The organism is Caulobacter sp. AVps16 (genome assembly GCF_058681455.1).
Genome location: NZ_CM178739.1, coordinates 3,675,968 through 3,699,457 on the forward strand (window position 1 = coordinate 3,675,968; position 23,490 = coordinate 3,699,457).

The 23,490-nt window shown below is 67.5% G+C and carries 19 protein-coding genes; 5 read left to right on the forward strand and 14 right to left on the reverse strand.

Annotation, left to right across the window (positions count from 1 at the left end):
- The first annotated feature begins 10 nt into the window (after positions 1-10).
- Positions 11-1,621, forward strand: a complete 1,611-nt coding sequence (locus tag ACW17U_RS17705) for a cisplatin damage response ATP-dependent DNA ligase (protein ID WP_492054166.1) — start codon at positions 11-13, stop codon at positions 1,619-1,621.
- Positions 1,622-1,681: 60 nt separating this feature from the next.
- Positions 1,682-3,424, forward strand: a complete 1,743-nt coding sequence (locus ACW17U_RS17710) for an ATP-binding protein (protein WP_492054168.1) — start codon at positions 1,682-1,684, stop codon at positions 3,422-3,424.
- Between the two features lie 11 nt (positions 3,425-3,435).
- Here ACW17U_RS17710 and ACW17U_RS17715 read toward each other — a convergent pair whose 3' ends face one another.
- Positions 3,436-4,596, reverse strand: coding sequence for a DegT/DnrJ/EryC1/StrS family aminotransferase (locus tag ACW17U_RS17715; RefSeq protein ID WP_492054170.1), 1,161 nt, complete (start codon positions 4,594-4,596; stop codon positions 3,436-3,438).
- A 146-nt stretch (positions 4,597-4,742) separates the two neighbouring features.
- On the opposite strand from ACW17U_RS17715, the gene ACW17U_RS17720 reads away from it, so the two are divergent.
- Positions 4,743-5,729: a mechanosensitive ion channel family protein gene (locus tag ACW17U_RS17720; protein ID WP_492054172.1), complete on the forward strand. Its 987-nt coding sequence runs from the start codon at positions 4,743-4,745 to the stop codon at positions 5,727-5,729.
- A 28-nt stretch (positions 5,730-5,757) separates the two neighbouring features.
- On the opposite strand, the gene ACW17U_RS17725 is transcribed toward ACW17U_RS17720, so the two are convergent.
- From ACW17U_RS17725 to ACW17U_RS17740, 4 genes are all read right to left on the reverse strand, one after another.
- Positions 5,758-5,991, reverse strand: a complete 234-nt coding sequence (locus ACW17U_RS17725; RefSeq protein WP_062150658.1) for a hypothetical protein — start codon at positions 5,989-5,991, stop codon at positions 5,758-5,760.
- Positions 5,992-6,122: 131 nt separating this feature from the next.
- A complete protein-coding gene (fsa, locus tag ACW17U_RS17730) occupies positions 6,123-6,776 on the reverse strand; it encodes a fructose-6-phosphate aldolase (RefSeq protein WP_062150655.1) in 654 nt (217 codons plus the stop codon).
- 39 nt (positions 6,777-6,815) lie between these two features.
- Complete coding sequence (rfbD, locus tag ACW17U_RS17735; protein WP_492054175.1) at positions 6,816-7,709, reverse strand: dTDP-4-dehydrorhamnose reductase; 894 nt, start codon at positions 7,707-7,709, stop codon at positions 6,816-6,818.
- Complete coding sequence (locus tag ACW17U_RS17740) at positions 7,706-8,242, reverse strand: D-glycero-alpha-D-manno-heptose-1,7-bisphosphate 7-phosphatase (RefSeq protein WP_492054177.1); 537 nt, start codon at positions 8,240-8,242, stop codon at positions 7,706-7,708. Before ACW17U_RS17740 ends, rfbD (ACW17U_RS17735) begins: the two co-directional genes overlap by 4 nt.
- A 101-nt stretch (positions 8,243-8,343) precedes the next feature.
- Here ACW17U_RS17740 and ACW17U_RS17745 point away from each other — a divergent pair, with 101 nt between their 5' ends.
- Complete coding sequence (locus ACW17U_RS17745) at positions 8,344-9,498, forward strand: AGE family epimerase/isomerase (protein WP_492054179.1); 1,155 nt, start codon at positions 8,344-8,346, stop codon at positions 9,496-9,498.
- On the opposite strand, the gene ACW17U_RS17750 is transcribed toward ACW17U_RS17745, so the two are convergent.
- Both ACW17U_RS17750 and ACW17U_RS17755 read right to left on the reverse strand, forming a co-directional pair.
- A complete protein-coding gene (locus ACW17U_RS17750; RefSeq protein WP_492054181.1) occupies positions 9,482-10,771 on the reverse strand; it encodes a mannose-1-phosphate guanylyltransferase in 1,290 nt (429 codons plus the stop codon). The two genes, ACW17U_RS17745 and ACW17U_RS17750, sit on opposite strands and share 17 nt — an antisense overlap.
- Positions 10,772-10,873: 102 nt before the next feature.
- On the reverse strand, positions 10,874-12,904 hold the full coding sequence (locus ACW17U_RS17755) for an NAD(+) synthase (RefSeq protein ID WP_492054183.1): 2,031 nt from the start codon (positions 12,902-12,904) through the stop codon (positions 10,874-10,876).
- Between the two features lie 167 nt (positions 12,905-13,071).
- On the opposite strand from ACW17U_RS17755, the gene tkt reads away from it, so the two are divergent.
- Positions 13,072-15,033 (forward strand): transketolase, encoded by a 1,962-nt coding sequence (gene tkt, locus ACW17U_RS17760; RefSeq protein ID WP_492054185.1) that lies wholly within the window; start codon positions 13,072-13,074, stop codon positions 15,031-15,033.
- 93 nt (positions 15,034-15,126) lie between these two features.
- Here tkt and ACW17U_RS17765 read toward each other — a convergent pair whose 3' ends face one another.
- The 7 genes from ACW17U_RS17765 to purU all read right to left on the reverse strand — a co-directional run bounded on the left by ACW17U_RS17765 (position 15,127) and on the right by purU (position 23,140).
- Complete coding sequence (locus ACW17U_RS17765; RefSeq protein ID WP_492054187.1) at positions 15,127-17,574, reverse strand: glycoside hydrolase family 99-like domain-containing protein; 2,448 nt, start codon at positions 17,572-17,574, stop codon at positions 15,127-15,129.
- Positions 17,571-18,317, reverse strand: coding sequence for an ABC transporter ATP-binding protein (locus ACW17U_RS17770; protein ID WP_062150642.1), 747 nt, complete (start codon positions 18,315-18,317; stop codon positions 17,571-17,573). The genes ACW17U_RS17765 and ACW17U_RS17770 overlap by 4 nt, the downstream gene beginning before the upstream one ends.
- 5 nt (positions 18,318-18,322) lie before the next feature.
- Positions 18,323-19,120, reverse strand: a complete 798-nt coding sequence (locus ACW17U_RS17775; RefSeq protein ID WP_062150639.1) for an ABC transporter permease — start codon at positions 19,118-19,120, stop codon at positions 18,323-18,325.
- Positions 19,121-19,371: 251 nt separating this feature from the next.
- Positions 19,372-20,241 carry a glucose-1-phosphate thymidylyltransferase RfbA gene (gene rfbA, locus ACW17U_RS17780; RefSeq protein ID WP_492054189.1) on the reverse strand — a complete coding sequence of 290 codons (870 nt, stop codon included), beginning with the start codon at positions 20,239-20,241 and terminating at the stop codon, positions 19,372-19,374.
- Positions 20,242-20,272: 31 nt separating this feature from the next.
- Positions 20,273-21,157 carry a dTDP-4-dehydrorhamnose reductase gene (gene rfbD / locus ACW17U_RS17785; RefSeq protein ID WP_492054191.1) on the reverse strand — a complete coding sequence of 295 codons (885 nt, stop codon included), beginning with the start codon at positions 21,155-21,157 and terminating at the stop codon, positions 20,273-20,275.
- On the reverse strand, positions 21,157-22,221 hold the full coding sequence (gene rfbB / locus ACW17U_RS17790; RefSeq protein ID WP_492054193.1) for a dTDP-glucose 4,6-dehydratase: 1,065 nt from the start codon (positions 22,219-22,221) through the stop codon (positions 21,157-21,159). The genes rfbD (ACW17U_RS17785) and rfbB overlap by 1 nt, the downstream gene beginning before the upstream one ends.
- A gap of 76 nt (positions 22,222-22,297) precedes the next feature.
- Positions 22,298-23,140 carry a formyltetrahydrofolate deformylase gene (gene purU, locus ACW17U_RS17795; protein WP_492054195.1) on the reverse strand — a complete coding sequence of 281 codons (843 nt, stop codon included), beginning with the start codon at positions 23,138-23,140 and terminating at the stop codon, positions 22,298-22,300.
- Between the last annotated feature and the right edge of the window lie 350 nt (positions 23,141-23,490).

A 23,490-nucleotide genomic window follows, 5' to 3' on the forward strand; every position in this document is an offset into this window, starting at 1 on the left:
AAGACCTGCGATGTCGATGCGCGCCTTTGCCCACCTGCTCGACCGCCTGTCCCTGACCAGTGCGCGCAACGCCAAGCTGACCCTGATCGAGGACTTCCTCCGCACCCAGCCGGATCCCGACCGGGGCTATGCCCTGGCGGCCCTGACCGGGGCCCTGTCGTTCTCGGCCGCCAAGCCCGCCGTGATCCGCAAGGCCGTCGAGGCGCGGATGGATCCACAGCTGTTCGCCTGGTCCTATGATTTTGTCGGGGATCTGGCCGAGACCGTGGCCCTGGTCTGGCCGTCACGGCCCGGGGCCAATCACGAGCCGGGACTCGCTGAGGTGGTCGAGACCCTGAAATCAGCTTCCCGCAGCGAGGTCGCGGGCCGGATCGAGGCCTGGCTCGACGCCCTCGATGCCGATGGTCGCTGGGCCTTGCTGAAACTGGTGACCGGCGGCCTGCGAGTGGGAGTGTCGGCGCGGCTCGCCAAACAGGCCTGCGCCAATCTGGGCGGGGTCGGGATCGGCGAGATCGAGGAGGTCTGGCATGGGCTGCAGCCGCCCTATGGCGACCTGCTGGCCTGGCTGGAGGGACGGGCGGCGCGGCCCTCGCCCGATGCGCCGGGACGGTTCCGGCCGGTGATGCTGGCCCAGGCGATCGACGAGGCGGTGGATTTCGCGAGGCTCGACCCGGCTGACTATGTGGCCGAGTGGAAATGGGACGGTATCCGGGTCCAGGCGGTTTCGGAGCGGGGCGAGCGGCGGCTCTATACCCGCACCGGTGACGACATCTCGGCGAGCTTTCCCGACGTGCTGGCGGCCCTGAACTTCGAGGGTGCCCTAGACGGGGAGCTGCTGGTGATCCGCGACGGGGCCCTGGCCCCGTTCGGCGACCTGCAGCAGAGGCTGAACCGCAAGACGGTCAATGCCAGGCTGCTGGCCGCCTTCCCGGCCGCCATCCGCGCCTATGACCTGCTGCTGGACGGTGAGACCGATCTGCGAGCCCTGCCGTTCGTCGCCCGCCGGGCGCGGCTGGAGGCCTTTGTGGCGGCGATCGCCAGCCCGCGCATCGACCTGTCGCCGCTGCAGCCGTTCGAGACCTGGGCCGGGCTGACAATCCTGCGGGGCGAGCCGCCGGAGGGCGATGCCCGGCTGGCCGAGGGGCTGATGCTGAAGCGTCGCGACAGTGTCTACGAACCCGGACGCCCCAAGGGGCCGTGGTTAAAGTGGAAACGCGATCCGCAGCTGATCGACGCGGTCCTGATGTATGCCCAGCGCGGCCACGGCCGGCGCTCCAGCTTCTATTCCGACTATACCTTCGGGGTCTGGCGCGCGGACGACCAGGGCGGACGGTCCCTGACCCCGGTGGGCAAGGCCTATTTCGGCTTCACCGATGAAGAGCTGAAACGGATCGACAGGTTCGTCCGCGACAACACGGTTGAGCGGTTCGGACCGGTGCGGTCGGTGCGGGCCGAAGCAGGCTTTGGCCTGGTGTTCGAGGTGGCGTTCGAGGGCCTGCAACGCTCGACCCGCCACAAGTCCGGCGTCGCCATGCGCTTTCCGCGCATCCATCGCATCCGCTGGGACAAGCCGGCCGGCGAGGCCGATGAACTCAAAACCCTGGAGCGCCTGTTGGACTAGGGCGCAGCGTTTACCTCTCCTTTGCCAGTTTTGCCTAGGCCGGGCGACGGGAGACAGATCATGTCCAAGTTTCTGGCGGCCCTGCTGCCCTATCTGCCTGCCAATGCCGATGAGCGTTACAAACAGGTCTTTACCCGCCTCGGCGTCATGGCCCTGTTGAGCTGGGCCCTGCATCTGGCTTCGCGGGATGACCTGATCGGGATGTGGGTGTTGTCCAGCCTGGCGGTCCAGGCCCTGGAATTCATCGCGGTCAGGCCCTTTGCCAGGGGGCGCATGCCGACCCGCCATGTCGAGGCCTGGACCGTGCTGATGCTGGTCTCTGTCTTCACCATGGGGGCGGTCCATGCCGGTGCAGCGGCGATCCTCTGGTACAGCGACCAGCCGTCCCTGATGGCCCTGGCCCTGCTGCTGCTGGCGGGCGGACTGTTGAACAATGTCGCCTCCGGCGTCGACAGCCGGCCTCTGTTCTATCTGGGGGCCGGACCCTATGCGATCAGTCTGGTCACGCTGCCGATCTGGTGGTGGCGCACCTCCTACGGCCAGGTGGCCATCCTGGCGACGATGGTGATCTTCTTCACCATCGCGGTACACAGCACCTGGCGGCGTTTGCACCAGGCCCGCAAGGCCGTGGTCCTGGCCCATGCGGAATCGGACGCCCGCCGCATCCAGGCCGAGGCTGCCGTGGCCGACCGGGCAGCGATGGCGGCCATAGTCAGTCATGAGCTGCGCACGCCGCTGTCCGCGATCCTGGCCGGCGCCCATCTGATCCGTCGGGGCGTTCCACCTGCCCAGACGGCCGCCACCGCCGACCTGATCGTCGACGCCGGCCATCTGATGACCGGATTGCTGACCGACATGCTGGACCAGGCCAAGATCGAGGCCCGGGCCATGAGTCTGGAAACCCGCAATTTCGACCTGTTGGGGGCTATGGGTGACGCCACCCGGTTCTGGACCGCCCAGGCCGTCGCCAAGGGGCTGGTTCTGCGCCAGGGTACGGAGGATCAGGCACCGGTCTGGGTCCAGGGTGATCCGTTCCGGCTGAGGCAGATCCTCAACAACCTGCTGTCCAATGCCGTGAAGTTCACCGACGAGGGGGTCATCGACCTGCGTCTGGCGGTGGCCCCCCAGGCGGGCGGCCAGCTGCAGATCGTCATCGAGGTGCAGGACCACGGCGCCGGCATCCCGCCCGAGGCCATGGCCCGCCTGTTCACGCCCTATAGCCAGGCCTCGCAGGAAACCGCGCGCACCTATGGCGGCACGGGCCTGGGCCTGACCGTCAGCCGGGAACTGGCGCGGCTCATGGGCGGCGAGCTGGATGCCCGTCCTGCCGAGCCCCGGGGCGCGATCTTCCGCCTCTCCCTGACCCTGCCGGAGGGTCGACCGGAAACGGCGGCCGGCGCGGCGCGGGACGAGGGCGCAACGCCCCGGATGTCGAGCCTCAGGGTGCTGGCCGTCGATGACCACGAGGTCAATCGCCGTACCCTGGCCCTGGTGCTTGAACCCCTCGGCGTCAGCCTGTCGACGGCCTCGGATGGACTGTCGGCGCTGAAATGCCTTGCCGCAGAACGGTTCGACATCGTGCTGATGGACGTCAACATGCCCGGCCTCGACGGTTGCGAGGCCACCCGGCGACTGCGGGCGGGCGACGGCCTCAATCGCCATACGCCGGTGATCGGCTTCAGCGCCGGCGTGGCGGTCGAGGAGGTCAGGGCCTGCCATGACGCCGGCATGACGGACTGGCTGGCCAAGCCCCTCGATATCCGCGCGCTCTATGACGCCCTGGATCGTGCCGTCGCCGCCTGAAGCAGATTTCGCTAGCCGTTGAAGGCCCGGATCGCGTCGATGATGATCTGCTGATCGGCCTCGCCCAGATAGGGATGCATGGGCAGGGCCAGGACGGACTCGGCCTTGGCTTCGGTCACCGGCAGGCCGCCGACCCCGCGCGGGAAGTCGGCATAGGGGGCCTGGATGTGCATCGGGACCGGATAATAGACCGCCGTCGGGATGCCGTGCGCCTTCAGATGCGCCGCCAGGCCGTCGCGGTTCCGGTGCTCGATCACATACTGGGCCCAGACCGAGACGCCGCCGGCGATGACGCCGGGCGTTGAGAGAACGACACCCTTCAGACCCTCGGCATATCGGTCGGCCACGACCTGGCGCAGGGCGATCTCTTCGGCAAAGATTGCCAGCTTCTCGATCAGGATCGCTGCCTGGATCGTGTCGAGGCGCGAGTTCATGCCGATGCGGGTGTTCAGGTACTTGGTGTCGTGATCGAAGGTGCGGCCCACTAGGTCCGGGGCCACGGCCTTGCCGTGCACGCGGTAGCTGTCCATCAGGTCCCACAGGTCCTGATCATTCGTCAGGACAGCCCCGCCGTCGCCATAGCAGCCGAGCGGCTTGGCCGGGAAGAAGCTGGTGGTGGCGACATCGGCCCAGTGCAGGGGATGCTTGCCATCGAGGGTGCAGCCGAAGCCCTGGGCGCTGTCGGCGATCAGTTTCAGGCCTTCACGGTCGCAGATGGCCTTGAGGGCCGGATAGTCGGCCGGCTGGCCGAACAGGTCGACGGCGATCACCACCCTGGGGGTCAGCCGGCCCTCGGCCTTCACAGCGGCGATGGCGGCTTCGAGCCTGGCCGGATCGATGTTGAAGGTGTCGGGCAGGATGTCGACAAAGACCGGCGTCGCATCGACCCACGGCACCACCTCGGGCGTGGCGGCGAAGGTGAAGGACGGGCAGAACACCGCATCCCCCTTGCCGATACCCCAGGCCATCAGTGGCAGGGCGATGGCATCGGTGCCGTTGGCGCAGGACAGGGCGAGCTTGGCTTGGCCGAACGCCGCCAGCTTGGCCTCGAACTCGCGGACCTGCGGGCCCATCACATAGGCACCGCTGTCGAGGACGCCGGCGATGGCGACGTCGATGCGGTCACGGATCCGGCGCTGCTGCGCGGCGAGGTCGATGAAGGGCATGCTCATGGGCGGGGCTCATAGAGGCGGATCGAAGCGAGTTCGAGCCAATTGATGTAACCGACTGTTTCGCGGGCACGAAGCGCCGTCGTGACGGAACAGGCCGGGGGACCTCGCCGTTGACCGCTCGCGGTGGGGGCGCCATCGAGAGTTCCATGACCAAGCCGACGCTTATTCCGCCCGATGCCCGCTTGCCCTCGATTGCCCATGTGAAACCCGACGAGACCATGCTGGGACACTTCCTCGACTGGTCGGGCAAGGTGGCGATCAATCTGGTGGTGGCCGGGATCATCCTGATCCTGACCTTCTGGCTGGCGGGATGGCTGGCCGGGGCGATGCGGCGGGCCCTGGGCCGCGTACACCGGACCAATCCCGACCCCACCCTGCAGACCTTCGGCGCCTCACTGGTGCGCTATGCGGTGATCGCCGTCGGTCTGGTGGCGGTGCTGCAGCAGGTGGGCGTGCAGGCCACCTCGATCATCGCCGTGCTGGGCGCGGCTTCGCTGGCCATCGGCCTGGCGCTGCAGGGGGCGCTGTCGAACGTGGCGGCCGGGGTGATGATCCTGCTGTTCCGCCCCTACAAGGTGGGCGACACCATCGAGACGGCGACGCGGATCGGCACGGTCAAGTCGCTGGACCTGCTGTTCACCGAGATCGCCACCCCCGACAACGTCAAGGTGATGATCCCCAACAGCAAGGTGTTCGGCGATGTCATCCTCAACTACTCCACCCACCGGACGCGGCGGGTGGACGTGCTGTTCAAGGTCCCGCTGAAGACCGATCTGGTCGCCGTTCTCAAGCGCCTGCGCGAGCGGGCCGAGGGCGATCCGCGCATCCGCCAGGAGCCGGCGGTGCAGATCGAGGTCACCGACCTGTCGGAAGCCTTCGCCCAGGCCGCGATCCGCGCCTGGACCGCCCGTGAGGACTATGCCGCGGTCAGGACCGACCTGATGCTGACCGCTCACCTGCTGTCGGAAGATCCGGCCCGCCAGGACCTGCCGCCGCCGCGCCCGTCAAAGGCGGTCGATCCTTCGCCGGCCATGCCGGGTGAGGGGGAACACCATCTGATGTTCAAGCTGCCAGGGGCCCGTGGTGGCCGGAAATCGGGCTCGAGCAAGACCCCTTCACCGCCCAGGGCCTGAGTGGCAGGCGGCGGGCGGCGGGACCGGTTCAGGCCTGGCCCAGTGTGCCCCGAAGGCGCAGCCACTCTTGGGCGAACTTGCGGCTGACCCTGGCGTCTTCGAACTCCACCCGGCGGCGTTCACCGGTGAGGTCCGGGGCATTGTGGATGATCACGAACGGATAGCCGTTGGCCGACAGGAAGCCCTGGAGAAAGGTCGAGAAGCTCGCGGCTTCGGCGGTATCGGCGAGGCGAAACTCGGCGATGGCGTCGCTCGGGACCATGAGGGTCTCTCCTGTGGCTGGGACCAGCCTAGGACAAAAGACCGCATGTGCGAATACAGTTCGCGTCAGCGAAATAATCAGTGATCACCCTGAGTGGCAGCAGGCGAACCCGCTGCCACCCGGTTCAACCCCTAGAGGATGGATTGGCCCGTGCCGGCCCAGTCCTTCATGAACTGTTCCAGGCCCTTGTCGGTCAGGGGATGCTTGAACAGGTCGCTGAACACGGCGGGCGGGATGGTGACGACGTCGGCGCCGACAATGGCGGCGTCCTTGACGTGGGCGACATTGCGCACCGAGGCGGCGAGGATCTCGGTCTCGTAGCCGTAATTGTCATAGATGGTGCGGATGTCGCGGATCAGGTCCATGCCGTCGAAGCCGTAATCGTCCAGCCGCCCGATGAACGGCGAGACGAAGGTCGCGCCGGCCTTGGCGGCCAGCAGGGCCTGGGTCGGCGAGAAGCACAGGGTGACATTGGTCGAGATGCCTTCATTGGCGAAGGCGGTGCAGGCGATCAGGCCATCGCGGGTCAGGGGGATCTTGACCACGACATTGGGGGCGATGCCGGCCAGCTTCTGGCCTTCGGCGATCATGGCGTCGGCGGTGGTGGCGGCCACTTCCGCGCTGATCGGGCCAGGCACGAGGTCGCAGATCTCGGCGATCACCTCCAGCATCGGCCGGCCCGACTTGGCGATCAGGGTCGGGTTGGTGGTCACGCCATCCACCAGGCCGGTGGAGGCCAGGTCGGCAATGACCTTGGTGTCGGTGCTGTCGAGGAAGATCTGCATGGGACTCTTGCGCTGGATTTTATGGAGATTTTGGCCGGTTTATCGCGCTGGAGCCGCCCACGCCAGCACAAGCTGGTCGGCTGCCCGCTCAACGGCCGGTCGCCAGGGCTGGGGCGTGAAGCCAAACACCCGGGCCAGCTTGCCACTGTCCAGGGGTGAGCGCGGCGGTCGGGCCGCGGCCTCGGCAAAGGCGGCCTGGGTCGTGGGCTCCAGGTGCGCCCGGGTCAGGGGATCGCGCGCGATGGCGGCCTGGGCGAAGTCGAAGCGGCTAGTCTCGCCGGCATTGGCGAAATGGAACAGGCCAAAGGCCGCGTCGCCCGCTCCGCCCGCCGCCCAGCGTGGCGCGGCTTCGACCATGAAGGCAGCCAGGGCCTCGCCGTCGGTGGGGCTGCCATACTGGTCGGCGACCACCTTCAGCACGTCGCGGGTGCGGCCCAGCTCCAGCATGAAGGCGACATAGTTGCGGCCGTAGGGGGAAAACACCCAGGAGACCCGGAGCACCGCCGTGCGTGGCCGGGCCAGAACGGCCGCCTCGCCCGCCAGTTTCGAGCGGCCATAGACACTGATCGGCCGGGCCGGGTCGGCCTCGACATAGGGCCGGGTCGTCTGGCCGTCGAACACGCTGTCGGTCGACAGGTGCACGAAGGGGACGTCGCGTTCGCTGCAGGCAGCGGCCATGGCCTCCGGTGCGGTCGCGTTGACCTTAAAGGCCGCCTCGGGCTCGGCCTCGGCCCGGTCGACCATGGTGAAGGCGGCAGCGTTCCAGACCAGGTCGCAATCGGCCGCCAGCACGGCGGCGCGGACGGCAGCGGGGTCGGTCAGGTCGACCTCGGCGCGCGTCAGGGTCGTCAGGCTGAGTTTCCCCCGGGCGGCGGCGATCAGGGCCTGACCGACCTGGCCGGTGGCCCCGAACTGCAGGACCTTCAGGCTCATGCCAGGCCGGGGACCCGGTCGCCCAGCACCGAGACGACAAAGGCATGCAGGTCGCCGCCCGGGAACAGATAGCCCGGCATGCCGGCCCGGCGGCCGGCCTCGACGTCGCTGGGCTTGTCGCCGATGATCACCGCCTGGTCGGCGGTCAGGCCGGCCTCGGCCAGACCGCGCAGCAGCATGCCGGGATTGGGCTTGCGGTCCGGATGGTCGGCGACCCGATAGGCCTCCACGGCGGCATCCTCGTGATGGGGCGCGAAATAGAAGGTCTCGATCCGGCCGCCGAGGGGCGCCAGCTGTCGCTGCATCTCGGCATGGAAGCCATGCATGGCGGCCTCCTCGAAATAGCCGCGGCCGATCCCGGACTGGTTGGTCACCACCATCAGCCTCAGCCCGGCCCGGGTCAGGGCGGCGACGGCCTCGCGCGCACCGTCGATCCACTCCAGGCGGTCGGGGTCGCTGACATAGCCATGGTCGATATTGAGCACGCCGTCCCGGTCGAGGAAAACGGCGGCGAGGGGCGGCAGGGTGTCCATGGGGCGAGCTTTATCGCCTGAGGCCGTGCGGCGCCAAGCCGGCGTCTTGGCGCTGGGCCGCAACTTGGCCTAGAAAGCAGCCTCCACCCGGAGCGCTTCTGATGACCGATGCCTTCTCTGATGCCGCGCGCCTGCGCGACCGTCTGAAGACCTGGGTCAACCAGACGGCCTTTCCCCTGTGGTGGTCAGTCGGGGCAGACCAGACCGGCGGCGGCTTCTTCGAGACCGTCCAGCAATCGGGCGAGGCGGTCGATTCGCCGCGCCGGGGTCGGGTGCTGCCGCGCCAGATCTATGCCTTCGCCGCCGCCGGCGATCTAGGCTGGAGCGGGCCCTGGCGGTCGGCGGTGGACCATGGCCTGGCCTATTATCTCGACGTCTATCGTCGGCCCGACGGCCTGTTCCGCACCCTGGTCGGGCCCGGGGGCGTCAGCCTGGATGAGACGGCCGCGCTCTATGACCAGGCCTTCGCCCTGTTCGCCCTGGCCAGTGCCTGTCAGGTGACCGGCCGTGCCGATCTGCGCGAGGTGGCCGTGTCGGTCCGCCAGACCCTGATCGACACCCTGAAACACGAGCTGGGCGGCTTCCGCGAGTCGACACCGATGGACCCGCCCCAGCATTCCAATCCGCACATGCACCTTTTTGAGGCCTGCCTGGCCTGGGCGGCGTTCGACCCTGATCCGGTCTGGCGGGGCCTGGCCGACGAGATCGCCGAACTGGCCCTGGCGCGCTTCATCGATCCTGGGACCGGGGCCCTGCGCGAGTATTTCGCGGCGGACTGGACGCCCGCTCCGGGCCAGGCCGGCCAGATCTGGGAACCGGGCCATCAGTATGAATGGGGCTGGCTGTTGCTGCGCTGGGGACGACTGGCCGCCCGGCCCGACGCCACCGCCGCGGCCCTGCGGATGATCGATCTCGCCGAGACCGTCGGGGTCGATGCCGAACGGGGCGTGGCCATCAATGCCCTGCTCACCGACATGAGCGTCTATGACGGCGGGGCGCGTCTCTGGCCGCAAACCGAGCGGATCAAGGCCGGGGTGCTGGCCGCCGAGATCACCGGCGAGGCGCGCTGGTGGGGTGTGGCGGCCGACGGCGCCGAGGGCCTGCTGCAATATCTCCGCACGCCCGTGCCGGGCCTGTGGCGAGACAAGCTCAGGCCCGACGGCACCTTTGTCGAGGAAGCCGCCCCGGCCTCCTCGTTCTATCATATCGTCTGTGCGATCGCCGAAATGGACCGGGCCGTTAAGGCCGCGACGTGATCAGCAGAATAGCGGTGTTTGAGGCCCTGACGGTTTGGGGCTGGTCCAGGCTGGTGACCGGGCCAAGGCCTTCCACGTCTCCCTCCAGCACCTGAACGACTCCGGCAGGAAGCTCGACCGTTTCGCCGGCCTTCAGGGTCCATTGTTCGACCCTGGCCGTGGTCGTGGTCGACAGGAGCCGCCGGGCTCCGCCACGCTCGCGACCATGGGCGATGGCGCGACCGTCGCGCTTGAGACCGTCGACCAGGGTCTTCACGGCCTGGCTGGCGTCGCGGTGGCAGACCAGCACTGCGTCGGGCTCGGCGACCACAATGATGTCGGACAGGCCGATCACGCCGATGAAGGGGCCGGTCGACCGGGCCAGGACCCGCTCGCAGTCGATCAGGGTGACGTCGCCGGACACGGCATTGTCGTCCTCGGTCTTGGGACAGGCCTCCCAGATCGCGTCCCAGGCCCCGAGGTCCGACCAGGAAAAGGCGGCGGGGACCACGGCGGCCTTCTGGGTCCGCTCCATGACGGCATAGTCGAGCGAGATCCTGGCCGCCTGGCCAAAGGCGGCCTTGTCCAGCCGACCCAGGCCGTCCTTGACGTCGAGGGCGGCGACACAGGCGCGGGCGGCGGCCGAGACGCTGGGTTCAAAGGCGTCGAGTTCGCCCATCAGGACCTCGGCCTTGAAGGCGAAATTGCCGCTGTTCCAGAGATAGCCCTGGACGACATAGGTCTCGGCGGTGGCACGGTCGGGCTTTTCGACGAAGGCGGCCACCCGGTTGACGGCGCCGCCCGCCAGGGGCTCGCCGGGGCGGATATAGCCAAAGCCGGTGGCCGGCCCGGTCGGCCGGACCCCGAAGGTGACGATCCAGCCCTCGGCGGCGGCCTGAGCTGCGGTCAGGGCTGCCTGACCGAAGATCTCGGGCTCGGCAATATGGTGGTCGGCGGCCAGCATCAGGGCCACGCCGTCCGGGTCGCGGGACTGGACATAGGCGGCGGCCGCAGCGACGGCGGGGGCGGAGTCGCGGGCTTCCGGCTCGACCAGCACGGTGACCGCCACATCGATCTCGTCACACTGGGCCAGAACAAAGCCGACCATGGCCTCGCCGGTGACGATGACGATCTCGGCCCGACCGGGCAGGTCCTTCACCCGCAGGACGGTGTCCTGGAAGCTGGAGGTCGCGCCGATCAGTTTCAGGAACTGCTTGGGCTGGTCGGCGCGCGAGGCCGGCCACAGGCGGGTGCCCGAACCGCCGCACAGGATCACCGGATAGATCGCGCTCACAAGACCCCCAGGATCATCGACCCCGCCTTGGGGCCGCAACGTCAACTAGCACGGGTATCTTAACGATCATCCGACGCAAGGGGGCGAAAAGGGGTCGCAGGCTCAGACCGGCACGCCGGCCTGCAGTTCGGCCAACCAGACCTCGGCTGTCGCATCCGAGGGCATGCGCCAGTCGCCACGCGGCGACAGGGCTCCGCCCGACGAGATCTTGGGCCCGTTGGGCATGGCCGAGCGCTTGAACTGGTTGGCGAAGAAGCGGCGCAGGAAGAGCTCGAGCCAGCGCCGGATCTCGGCCAGGTCATAGGCGCGCCTCTGGTCCTCGGGAAGGCCGACCGGCCAGCCGCCCTGGCCGGCGTCATGCCAGGCGGTCCAGGCCAGGAAGGCGATCTTGGACGGCGTCATGCCATAGCGGGTCAGGTAATAGAGGTTGAAGTCCTGCAGGGCATAGGGGCCGACAAAGCTCTCAGTGGCCTGAACCTGTTCGCCCGGCACAAGTTCGGGCGAGATCTCGGTGGCGAGGATGTCCTCCAGCAGGTCGGCCGTGGCCGCATCGACGTCGCCTGAGGCGGCCACGAAGCGGATCAGGTGCTGGATCAGGGTCTTGGCCACCCCGGAATTGGGATTGTAGTGGCTCATCTGGTCGCCGACGCCATAGGTGCACCAGCCCAGGGCCAGTTCCGACAGGTCGCCGGTGCCGACGACCAGGGCCCTGTTATGATTGGCGAGGCGGAACAGATAGTCGGTGCGCAGGCCGGCCTGGACGTTCTCGAAGGTCACGTCATAGACCGCCTCACCCCGGCTGTAGGGATGGTCGAGGTCCTTCAGCATCTGCTCGGCGGCCGGGCGGATGTCGATCTCGCCGGCGGTCACGCCCATGGCCTTCATCAGGGCCCAGGCATTGGCCTTGGTGCGGTCCGAGGTGGCGAAGCCGGGCAGGGTGTAGGCCAGGATATTGGCGCGGGGCAGGGACAGCTGGTCCATGGCCTTGGCGGCGACAATCAGGGCTTGGGTCGAGTCGAGGCCACCCGATATCCCGATCACCAGCGTCTTCAGGCCCGAAGCCTCGACCCGGCGGGCCAGGCCCTGGACCTGGATATTGTAGGCCTCGTAGCAGTTGTCGCGCAGCCTGGCCGGGTCGGACGGCGTGAACGGGAAGCGTTCGACGGTGCGGGCCAGGGCCAGGTCACCGGCCGGCGGGGTGAAGTCAAAGGGCACGATCCGGAACGCAGTCGGGGTCAGGGCGGCGGCATCGCCGAAACTGACCACCCGCATCCGCTCCTGGCGGATCCGGTCGATATCGATATCGGCCAGGGTCATGACGGCGGTGGTCGAGAAGCGCGGGGTTTCCGCCAGCAGATTGCCCATCTCGTGGATGTCGGCATGGCCGTCCCAGGCCACGTCGGTCGAGCTCTCGCCCGCCCCGGCCGCCGAATAGACATAGGCGGCAATGGCGCGGGCTGACTGGCTGGCGCAGAGCAGGCGGCGGGTCTCGGACTTGCCGATGGTGATGTTGCTGGCCGACAGGTTCAGCAGGATCTCGGCGCCCGCCAGGGCCTGGGCGGTGCTGGGCGGAGTCGGCGTCCAGACGTCTTCGCAGATCTCGATCCCGACCGTGAAGGGTGTCGGGCCGCTGGCCCGCAGCAGGATGTCGGTCCCGAAGGGCACGCTTTGCCCGGCCAGGGTCACGGTCCGGCCGACCACGCCGGCGCCGGGGGTGAACCAGCGGCGCTCGTAGAATTCGCGGTAGTTGGGCAGGAAACTCTTGGGGATCACGCCCCGCACCCCGCCGCCCTGGATGGCGACGGCGGTGTTGTAGAGCCGACCTTCGAGCCTGAGCGGCGCGCCGACGATGAACAGCGGTGCCAGGTCGGCACTGGCCCTGGCCAGGGTCTCGATGGCCGTCTCGACCGCGTCTAGCAGGGCGGTCTGCTGCAGCAGGTCTTCGATCGAATAGCCGGTCAGGCCCAGTTCCGGGAACACCATCACCGCCACGCCGGCCGCATCGGCCTCGCGCACCTGGTCCAGCGTGCTGGCGGCATTGGCGGCCGGATCGACCAGCCTGACCTTGGGCACGGCCGTGGCCACGCGGACAAAGCCATGTCGGTAGGGCGAGAAGAACGGGTGGCTCGTCAAGCGATCGACCTTTCGAGGTTATGCTGAAACTGAGCATAAGTCGGGTTCAAGCTATAACGTGTCCGGAGCATGATGACCAGCACCTGCAAACCTTGACCCGAAAGGGTCATCGTGCGACCTCGCGCCCGCGCAGCCCTGCAAAACACAACGAACAAAGACGAACGCCCATGCCCGTTTCGCCCATCAAAATGGCCGACGCGATCCGCGTCCTTTCCATGGATGCGGTCCACAAGGCCAAGTCCGGACACCAGGGCATGCCGATGGGCATGGCCGATGTGGCGACCGTGCTGTGGAGCAAGTTCCTCAAGTTTGACGCCAGCAAGCCCGACTGGGCCGACCGCGACCGCTTCGTGCTGTCGGCGGGCCACGGCTCTATGCTGCTCTATTCCCTGCTTCACCTGACCGGCTTCAAGGCCGTGACGATGAAGGAAATCGAGAATTTCCGGCAGTGGGGCTCGCTGACCCCCGGCCACCCCGAGGTCCACCACACGCCCGGCGTGGAATGCACCACCGGTCCGCTGGGCCAGGGCCTGGCCACGGCCGTGGGCATGGCCATGGCCGAAGCCCATCTGGTCTCGCGCTTCGGGTCCGACCTCGTCGATCACCGCACCTGGGTGATCGCCGGTGACGGCTGCCTGATGGAAGGTGTCAGCCATGAAGCAATCAGCATCGCCGGCCGCCTGAAGCTGGCCAAGCTGACCGTGCTGTTCGACGACAACAACACCACCATCGACGGCGTCGCCACCATCGCCGAGACCGGTGACCAGGTCGCGCGCTTCAAGGCCGCCGGCTGGGCGGTCAAGGTCGTCGACGGCCACGACCACGGCAAGATCGCCGCGGCCCTGCGCTGGGCCACCAAACAGGACCGTCCGACCATGATCGCGTGCAAGACGCTGATCTCGAAGGGTGCGGGTCCGAAAGAAGGCGACCCCCACAGCCACGGCTATACCCTGTTCGACAACGAGATCGCCGCCTCGCGCGTCGCCATGGGCTGGGACGCCCAGCCGTTCACGGTGCCGGATGACATCGCCAAGGCCTGGAAGAGCGTCGGCCGTCGCGGTGCCCGGGTCCGCAAGGCCTGGGAGGCGGGCCTGAAGGGCTCGGCCAAGGCTGCCGAGTTCAACCGCGCCGTCTCGGGGGCCCTGCCGACCGGCGCCTTTGAAGCCGTCGATGCCCATATCGCCAAAATGGCGGAGACCAAGCCCGCCAATGCCACCCGCGTCCATTCCGGTGCCGCCCTGGATCACCTGATCCCGGCGATTCCGGAGATGATCGGCGGCTCGGCCGACCTGACCGGCTCCAACAACACCTTCGTCAAGGGCATGCAGCCCCTCGACGCGCCGGACTATGCCGGCTGCTATGTCCACTATGGCGTCCGCGAGTTCGGCATGGCTGCGGCCATGAACGGCATGGCCCTGCACGGTGGCGTCATTCCCTATTCAGGCACCTTCCTGGCCTTTGCCGACTATAGCCGCGCGGCGATCCGGCTCGGGGCTCTGATGGGGGCCAAGGTCATCCACGTCATGACCCACGACTCCATCGGCCTGGGCGAGGATGGCCCGACCCACCAGCCGGTCGAGCACGTGGCCTCCCTGCGGGCCATTCCCAACCTGCTGGTCTTCCGTCCGGCCGACGCGGTGGAAGCCGCCGAGTGCTGGAAGCTGGCCCTGCAGCAGACCTCGACCCCTTCGGTCATGACCCTGTCGCGCCAGAAGACGGCCGGCGTGCGCGGTTCGGGCACCGAAAACCTGTCGGCCAAGGGTGCCTATGAGCTGCTGGCCGCCGAGGGCGGCACCGCAGCGGTGACGATCTTTGCCACCGGCACCGAAGTGGCCGTGGCCGTGTCCGCACGCGACATCCTGCAGGGCCAGGGCAAGCCGACCCGCGTGGTCTCGGTGCCCTGCTGGGAACTGTTCGAACAGCAGCCGGCCGCCTATCGTCAGGCGGTCATCGGGACGGCTCCCAAGCGCATCGCGGTCGAGGCGGGCATCCGCCAGGGCTGGGAACGCTTCATCGGCGAGGACGGCGGCTTTGTCGGCATGACCGGCTTCGGCGCCAGCGCCCCGTTCGAGCGCCTCTACAAGGAATTCGGCATCACCGCCGAGGCCGTGGTCGCGGCCGCCGGCTGATCTGATCCCAGGGGCGCGCGCCTGCCGCGCGCCCTGTCGCCTCAAGCCGAAACAGGTTCCGCCCGCCCTGGCCCTGTGCCGGCAGGCCCTGGCCTAAAGGCCCCAGGACACCCGGAAGCCGGCGGCTTCGGCAAGACAGCCGACACTGCGCTCAAAGGCGTGGGCCAGGGTCCCGTCAACCCGGCCAAGCTCGGGCTCAAAGGTCAGGTCGTGACCCGCCAGGGCCTCGAAGGCTGCAATGCGGCCCCAGAACATCGTCCCGGCCGGAAAGGCCGTGTCGGGGCCATAACGGAAGTTCAGCTGCCGCGACAGGCGGTCGACGCCCTCGCCATTGTGGACCATGACGCCCGGATCGCTGAACAGCATGCGGGCGCTGTCCGGGGCCAGCAGGCCCAGCCGAGCATCCCCGGCAAACAGGTCGAGGGCCTTGCGGGCGCGCTCGGCCGACATCAGGCCGTCCAGCAGCCGGTCGCGCCAGGCGGCACCGTCCGACCGGTGCGGGGACTTCTTCGTATGGGCCTTGCAGAAGACCGTATGGCCGCGCTCACGGGCGATCCGCAGGGCGGTCAGGAACGGCAGCACATCCCGGCCGCGATTGGCCATGGGCACCAGGACGGCCCCCGGTACCGCCGCCGCCAGGGCCTCGACGGCCGCCTCCGACCACTGGTCCGGGAAGGTGATGATGACGTCCATCTCGGCCCGTAGCGGCGCCAGGCGCTGGGCCAGGTCGTCGACCAGATCGGCATAGAAGATGTGAAATAGCATCACCGCGTCATGGCGCTTCTCGCTGCCTTGCGAGGCGGCGACGGCCGGGTGGTTGCGGGCCGGGGTCGGGGCGCGGCTGGCGACTGCATTGCGCAGGGCCTGGGCCGAGGCATGGCCCAGCCAGCGGTCCGGCTCCAGATAGGCCCCCTCGCCCCATTCGTTCCAGGCATTGACGAAGACCAGCCGCTCGTCCGCCGGTGCCAGACGCACCGAACAGTCGAGGGCGGCGCCGGCCCAGTCATGAAAGCGCTGCGGCGTGGCCTGGTGAAAGATGTTGCCGCAGCCCGGCTTGCGGGCCTCATTGTCCCAGGAGGGCATCACGCCGGGATAGATTCGGGCGTCCGTCCGGCTTTCGAGGGCGGCGATGCGGTCCTGGACCACGGCGTCATAGTCATAGACCCGGCCGTTGAAGTCGGGATTGAGACGCTCGACGCTTTCGGTGATCTCGCCCTTTTTCAGGGCATGGGGCGGAAACTCGACCTGGCCGTCGAAGCCCGCCTCCCGCCAGGCCGAATAGCCGAAGGCGTTGGTGCAGAGGATGAACAGCTCGCCCAGAGCCCGCTCGCGGGCGCGGCCCCGCCAGCGGTCGAGCGTGGCGGCCGCATCGGGCAGGGTGTCGGGGCGATAGAGGATCAGCAGTGGCCGGCCGCCGACCCGGACATAGCGCGGCGAGGCCATGTAGCGGGCCAGGTCGTCGAGCAGGGCCAGATCGTCTTCCGGCGAATGGTCCTGGGCCATCAGGACGTCCTGCTCGTCGCCGTCCCAGCGGCGGGTCCAGTTCTCGTTGGCCCAGCAGAGGGCAAAGGGCAGGTCGATGGCGGGATCGGCGACGAAGGCGTCGAGCGGCCGTTCCAGCAGCCGCTTGCCGCCGAACCAGTAGTAATGGAAGCAGAAGGCGTCGACGCCGGCGCTGCGGGCCAGGGCCGCCTGGGCCTGCAGGACCTCGGGCACCCTCAGGTCGTAAAAGCCCAGTTCGCCGGGCAGGCGGGGCTGGTAATGGCCGACAAACTGCGGCGTCGCCTTGCTGACATTGGTCCACTCGGTGAAGCCCTTGCCCCACCACTGGTCGTTCTCCGGGAACGGATGGTACTGCGGCAGGTAGAAGGCCAGCACGCGGGGGGCCTCATCGGCCTTTGGCGGCGGACCCAGGGCCGGAGCGGCGAAATGGGGGCTGAAGGCGTGCCGCGCCACATTGAAGGCGTGCTGATAGGCGTCCCGCCAGGGGTCCTGACGGCGCGGTGTCAGGGTCTGGCGGACCAGGCGGAGCGTGCTCTCGGGATGCCTCAGGGTGCGCAGGGCGATCCGGACCGCCCGGGCGGTGCCAGGGGCCATCCGGCGGAGTCCGGCCCGCAGCAGACGGCGGGGAGCCGACAGCCGCGGTGCCCCGGCGGCGGGCTCGGCGGCGGGTTCGAGCCGAAAGGCGCTGAGTTCGAACAGGCCCGGCGCGCTGGACGGCAGCAGCACGACCTGGCTGAGGGCCCCGGCATTGGTATGGGCCACCACCACATAGGTGTCTTCCGCCAGGCGCTTGAGCGTCACGGGCTGGGCCTGGTCCAGGCCATCGCCCCAGTCGATCAGGACGCTCGGGGCTTCGACCAGGCCTTCCAGGGCCCGCAGTTTCACCGTCACCCGGACCGAGGCGACATCGTCAAAGGGGGGCTGTTCGGCCCGGGTCAGGCGCAGCAGCAGTTCCGCGTCGGGGGCATGGGTCCTGAACTGACCGGGCGATCCGGTCGGCTCGACGGCCTTCCGGGGCGCAGGAAGCCGCTCGCTCACGCGGCGCTGCTTCTCTCGAGCCATTCTTCCGTGGTGCCCAGGAAGGTCGGCACGCCGGATTCCATGGTCATGACCTTGTTGCAGACCTTGGCGGCCAGTTGATAGTCGTGGGTGGCCAGCACAACGATCTTGGCGGAATCGACCATGCTGTTGAGACGGTCGGCGGCGCGCTTCTGGAAGTCGGCGTCGCCGGCGCTGATCCACTCGTCCATGATCAGGATCTCGGCGTCCATCTGGGTGGCCACCGAGAAGGTCAGGCGCGCGGCCATGCCGGCTGAATAGGTTTTCAGCGGCATGTGCACGAAGGCACCGAGGCCGGAAAACTCGACGATCGAGGGCAGGCGCTTCTTGATCTCGCGGTCCGACATCATCTGCATCATGGCCAGGTTGCGGATATTCTCCAGACCCGAGGCTTCGATGTCGAGGCCGACCGAGATCGAGATCATCGAGCTGATCCGCCCGCGCACATCCACCTTGCCCGAGGTCGGCGAATAGATGCCGGCCAGGATCTTCAGCAGCGAGGTCTTGCCTGAACCGTTGTGGCCGATCACCGCCAGGCGGTCGCCTTCCTGGAGCTTCAGGCTGACATTCGACAGGGCCCGGACATAGGTGACGTCCTTGCCCTCCTGGATCAGACGGCCGCCGACCGCCATGTTCAGCACGGTGTTGCGCAGCGACTGGGCGCGCACGCTGTAGAGGTTGTAGTCGAGCGTGACGTCGGTGAGTTCGATGGAACTGTTCATGTCGCCTACAGCCAGAACACGACGCGGGTGCGGACAAGGGTGAGGCTGATCAGCGTAAGCAGCGCGGCGACGCCGAGGAAGGCCAGTGACGCCTGGACATCATGGATCGGCGCAGCGGCCCCCATCAACGGCTGCCGGACAATCTCAAGCAGGTGGCTGAACGGGTTGAGATCGACGATCCAGCGCATTGATTCGGGAACCTGTGTGCGTTTCCAAAACACGGGTGTGAGCATGAACAGGCTCTGTGCGACGAAACCGACCATATAGTTGATGTCGCGGAAACGCACTGAGATCATGCCCAGCGGAATGCTGATGAACAGGCCCGTCAGCAGGGCGATGGGCAGGTTCACCAGCAGGGTCCAGTGCGGGATCACCGCAAGCTTCATCAGGATCAGCACCAGCCACAGACCGATGATCTGGTGCAGGAAGTTGATGAAGGTCTTGCTCATCTGCTGGAAGGCATGAAAGCTCAGCGGCAGGTTGCGCACCTGCATCAAGCCAGCGGCATTGACGAAGGTATTGGCGATCTCGGGCAGGATGCCGCCGGTGATCGACCAGCCGACCACGCCGATCATGATGAAGGACAGGTTGTCCTTGGCGTCGCCGCCGAAGATCGAGCCGAAGACGATGGCTAGGGAGAAGGCGGTCGCCAGGGTGGTGCTGGCCATCCAGACAGGACCCAGCAGGCTGCGGCGATAGCGCGTCACGGTCTGTTCGATACTGACCCGCCACCACAGAGGCGTCAGGAGCACGCCGCGGTACAGGTCCAGCGCGGCGGCCTTGAAACTTCCGAAGAGGCTCATTCAGAAGCCATTCCTGTTGACGGCAGACAAATCCGAACACTCTCGCAAACAGGTTGGCGACGGCCGAAGCCATCCAACTTTCCACTCCGGTGAAGCGGGCGCCTTCTTAACAGGCCTTGAAGCCTTGTGAAACATCTCATCGGACAGCGTGACTTCGCTGATTTTTCTGGCGGTTTAGGCCGGTTCGGCGGCCTGGACCATTGGTCGGCAAGGCTCTCGGCACCGGTTGACCGGGCCGAAAGCGCTACCGCCTAGTTTTCGGCGATCGACCGCAGATAGGCCCCGTAGGGCGACTTCTGCAGGTCATGGGCCAGGCCCAGAAGCTGGTCGGTATTGATCCAGCGGTTCTGGTAGGCGACCTCTTCGCAGCAGCCGATCTTCAGGCCCTGGCGGTGCTCGATGGCCCGCACGAACTCCGAAGCCTCCAGCAGGCTGTCATGGGTGCCGGTATCGAGCCAGGCAAAGCCCCGGCCCATGCGCTCGACCGACAGGGATCCGCTTTCCAGATAGATGCGGTTGATGTCGGTGATCTCCAGCTCGCCCCGTGCCGAAGGCTTCAGGTCGCGCGCGAAGTCGACGACCTGGCTGTCATACATGTAGAGGCCGGTCACGGCCCAGTTCGAGCGCGGCTGGGTCGGCTTTTCCTCGATGCTGATGGCGTGATTGTTCTCATCGAACTCGACCACGCCATAGCGCTCGGGATCCTTGACCAGATAGGCGAAGACCGAGGCTCCGTTCTGGGCGCGGGTCGCCGCGCTTTCCAGCATGCGGCCCATGCCGGCCCCATAGAACAGGTTGTCGCCGAGGATCAGGGTCGAGGGTCCGTTGCCGACAAATTCGGCCCCGATGCGATAGGCGTCGGCCAGGCCGGTCGGTTCAGCCTGTTCGGCATAGACGAAATTGACGCCCCAGCTGGAGCCGTCGCCCAGCAGGCCCTGGAACAGGGGCAGGTCGCGAGGCGTGCTGATGATCATGATGTCGCGGATGCCCGCCATCATCAGGATCGAGATCGGATAATAGATCATCGGCTTGTCGAAGACCGGCAGCAGCTGCTTGCTGACGCCCAGTGTCACCGGATGCAGACGTGTGCCCGATCCTCCCGCGAGGATGATGCCCTTCATGAATTCCTGCCTCTACTGCCCCGCGCACGGGTCACGTCTGCCGGTGACCCTTGGCTGTCAAATATCTGTCCAGAGCGTCTTGCCACGCCGGCATCGTCCGGCCCAGAGCCTTTTCGACCTTGCCATGGGCCAGCACGCTGTAGGGCGGCCGGCGGGCGGGGGTCGGAAACTCGCTCGTGGGGATCGGCGAGACGCTTGCAGCGACGCCGGCGCGGTCGATGATGGCGCTGGCAAAGTCGTGCCAGCTGGCCGCGCCGGAATTGACCACGTGATAGAGGCCGCCCGGGGCGTCGACCCTGATCAGGTCGAGGATCGCCTCGGCGGCGTCCCAGGACCCGGTCGGCGACATCACCTGATCGGCGACGACCTTGAGCGCCCCGCGCTCGCGGCCAAACCGGATCATGGTCTCGACGAAGTTGCCGCCCTTGCCGCTGGCACCGGCCACGCCGAACAGGGAGGCGACGCGGGCCACGATGACGTCGTCATGCGCCTGACAGGCCAGGACTTCGCCCTGCAGCTTGGTCTCGCCATAGACATTGATCGGAGCCGGCGCGGCCTCCTCGTCCAGCGGCGTCCGCTGGGCCTGGCCGCCGAACACATAGTCGGTCGAGACCTGGACGAGCCGGGCCTTTTTGCGGGCGCAGGTCCTGGCGAGCGCCTCGGCGAACCGGGCATTGATGGCCACGGCCGGAGCCGGGTTGGCCTCGCAGTCGTCGACGCGGGTGACGGCGACACTGTTGATGGCGACATCGAAGTCCAGATCGGCCAGGGCCGCATCGAGGCCTGCCAGATCAGTCGCGTCGAAGGCCGGGCGCTGCAGGGCGACCAGGTCGAGGCCGCGCGCTGCGGCCAGGGCCGAGAGATCGTGTCCCAACTGGCCGTTGGCACCGAAGAGCGCGATGCGCGGAGAGGACATCAGGCGGACTTCAGCCCCAGGCGCTGGCCGTCATAGCGTTCGCGCAGCGGCCGCCACCAGTCCTCGCGGGCCAGGTACCATTCGACGGTCTTGCGCAGGCCGGTCTCGAAGTTCTCCTGCGCCTTCCAGCCCAGCTCGGTTTCCAGCTTGGTGGCGTCGATGGCGTAGCGGGCGTCGTGGCCCGGACGGTCGAGGACGAACTGGATCAGGTCGCGACGCTTGAGGCCGGCCTGGGGGCGCAGCTCGTCGAGCAGGTCGCAGATCGCCTCGACGACCTCAAGATTGGTGCGCTCATTGCGGCCGCCGACATTGTAGCTCTCGCCGACCTTGCCCTGGGTGGCGATCAGGACCAGGGCCCGGGCATGGTCATCGACATAGAGCCAGTCGCGGACATTGTCGCCCTTGCCATAGACCGGCAGCGGCTTGCCCTCGAGGGCATTGAGGGTGACCAGCGGGATCAGCTTCTCGGGGAAGTGATAGGGCCCGTAATTGTTGGAGCAGTTGGAGACCACCACCGGCAGGCCATAGGTGTGGTGCCAGGCGCGGACCATGTGATCGGACGAGGCCTTGGAGGCCGAATAGGGCGAGCGTGGATCATAGGGCGTGGTCTCGGAGAACAGGCCCTCGGCCCCCAGGCTGCCGAACACCTCGTCAGTGGAGATGTGATGGAAGCGGAAGGCCTCGGCGGCGGCGCTGTCCAGGCTGCGCCAGTAGTCCAGGGCCGCCTGCAGCATCACATAGGTGCCGATGACATTGGTCTGGATGAAGGCGCCGGGACCGGTGATCGAGCGGTCGACATGCGACTCGGCGGCCAGGTGCATGATGTGGGTCGGCCGGAACGCGGCGATGGCCTCGGTGACGGCCGAGGTATCGGCCACGTCGCCCTTCACGAACGAATAGCTGTTGTGGCCGCGCAGGTCGGCCAGGCTGGCCTCCGAGGCGGCATAGGTCATGGCGTCGAAATTGAGGATCGCCGCATCGCCGAGATCCGCCAGGTAGCGACAGACCGCCGATCCGATGAAGCCGCAGCCGCCGGTGACCATGATGCGGAGGTTTTGCGACATGCAAGATCCTTCAGAATACCAAGCCCGCCCCGTAGCTTAGAAGCGCGGCGGGACGCAACCCGCTTCTCCGGCCAGGCTAGTCGGTGAACACCACCGTCTTGCGGCCGTTCAGCAGGACGCGGTCCTCCAGCTGGTAGCGCAGGGCGCGGGCCAGGACGCGGCGCTCGATGTCGCGACCCTTGCGAATCAGGTCCTCGGGCGTGTCGCGATGGCTGATGCGCTCGACGTCCTGCTCGATGATCGGCCCCTCGTCGAGGTCACCGGTGACATAGTGGGCCGAGGCCCCGATCACCTTCACGCCGCGCGCATGGGCCTGGTGATAGGGCTTGGCGCCCTTGAAGCCCGGCAGGAACGAGTGGTGGATATTGATGCAGCGCCCGGCAAGCTTGGCCGACAGACCCTCCGACAGCACCTGCATGTAGCGGGCGAGCACGACGATGTCGGTCCGGGTGTCCTGGATCAGCTGCCACAGGGCTGCTTCCTGCTCCAACTTGGTCTCTTTCGTCACCGGCAGGTGATGGAAGGGCAGGCCGGTCAGGTCGACATTGGCGTAGGTCTCGGCCGGGTGGTTGGCCACGACGCCGGCGATCTCCATCGGCAGCTCGCCGATCTTCCAGCGATAGACCAGGTCGGCCAGGCAGTGGTCGAACTTGCTGGCCAGGATCATCACCCGGTAGCGATCCTTGCGGTCGCGCAGGGTCCATTTCATCGACAGGGCCTGAGCCACCACCCTGAAATCGGCGCGCAGGGCGTCATGATCGGCCCCGTCGGCGTCGAACACCACGCGCATGAAGAACTGGCCGGTCTCCTGATCGTCGAACTGCTGGGCGTCGAGAATGTTGCAGGCACGCTCGAACAGGAAGGCGGACACCTTGGCGACGATGCCGCGCTGGTCGGGACAGGAAAGGGTCAGGATCATGATCCGCTCCCTCTAGAGGCTTGTCGCGCCGAAGAAAAGCCGCCAGCCCCGGCGCGCGAGGATGAATTCGCTCGTCGAGAGCGGAGATCGGCATGGCTTCGGCACGGTCTTGCCCCGCCCTTCTCGCCAGCCAAGTCTGCTCATAGGGTGTCGCAGCGGGAAAAGCGGTCATCCCAGACAAGTCCGGCGATAGCCGGGCGCAGATCCGGGACCGCCGGAAACGCGGCGCTCAGGCGTCGATCCCGGATCTGCGCGCTGCGCCCCCGGCGCAAGGTCGGGGCGGGATGACAACCGTTTTTCGTCTGCCTCCAACAGCCCTGCCTAGGCAGCGGCGGTGATACGGGGCTAGG

Coding starts and splice junctions, on each gene's coding strand:
- ACW17U_RS17770 (WP_062150642.1), bottom strand. CDS start 18,317: ATGAACAGTTCCATCGAACTCACCGACGTCACGCTCGACTACAACCTC.
- ACW17U_RS17720 (WP_492054172.1), top strand. CDS start 4,743: ATGACCAAGCCGACGCTTATTCCGCCCGATGCCCGCTTGCCCTCGATT.
- ACW17U_RS17725 (WP_062150658.1), bottom strand. CDS start 5,991: ATGGTCCCGAGCGACGCCATCGCCGAGTTTCGCCTCGCCGATACCGCC.
- ACW17U_RS17775 (WP_062150639.1), bottom strand. CDS start 19,120: ATGAGCCTCTTCGGAAGTTTCAAGGCCGCCGCGCTGGACCTGTACCGC.
- ACW17U_RS17710 (WP_492054168.1), top strand. CDS start 1,682: ATGTCCAAGTTTCTGGCGGCCCTGCTGCCCTATCTGCCTGCCAATGCC.
- rfbD (WP_492054191.1), bottom strand. CDS start 21,157: ATGTCCTCTCCGCGCATCGCGCTCTTCGGTGCCAACGGCCAGTTGGGA.
- ACW17U_RS17745 (WP_492054179.1), top strand. CDS start 8,344: ATGACCGATGCCTTCTCTGATGCCGCGCGCCTGCGCGACCGTCTGAAG.
- purU (WP_492054195.1), bottom strand. CDS start 23,140: ATGATCCTGACCCTTTCCTGTCCCGACCAGCGCGGCATCGTCGCCAAG.
- tkt (WP_492054185.1), top strand. CDS start 13,072: ATGCCCGTTTCGCCCATCAAAATGGCCGACGCGATCCGCGTCCTTTCC.
- fsa (WP_062150655.1), bottom strand. CDS start 6,776: ATGCAGATCTTCCTCGACAGCACCGACACCAAGGTCATTGCCGACCTG.
- rfbD (WP_492054175.1), bottom strand. CDS start 7,709: ATGAGCCTGAAGGTCCTGCAGTTCGGGGCCACCGGCCAGGTCGGTCAG.
- rfbB (WP_492054193.1), bottom strand. CDS start 22,221: ATGTCGCAAAACCTCCGCATCATGGTCACCGGCGGCTGCGGCTTCATC.
- ACW17U_RS17740 (WP_492054177.1), bottom strand. CDS start 8,242: ATGGACACCCTGCCGCCCCTCGCCGCCGTTTTCCTCGACCGGGACGGC.
- ACW17U_RS17715 (WP_492054170.1), bottom strand. CDS start 4,596: ATGAGCATGCCCTTCATCGACCTCGCCGCGCAGCAGCGCCGGATCCGT.
- rfbA (WP_492054189.1), bottom strand. CDS start 20,241: ATGAAGGGCATCATCCTCGCGGGAGGATCGGGCACACGTCTGCATCCG.
- ACW17U_RS17705 (WP_492054166.1), top strand. CDS start 11: ATGTCGATGCGCGCCTTTGCCCACCTGCTCGACCGCCTGTCCCTGACC.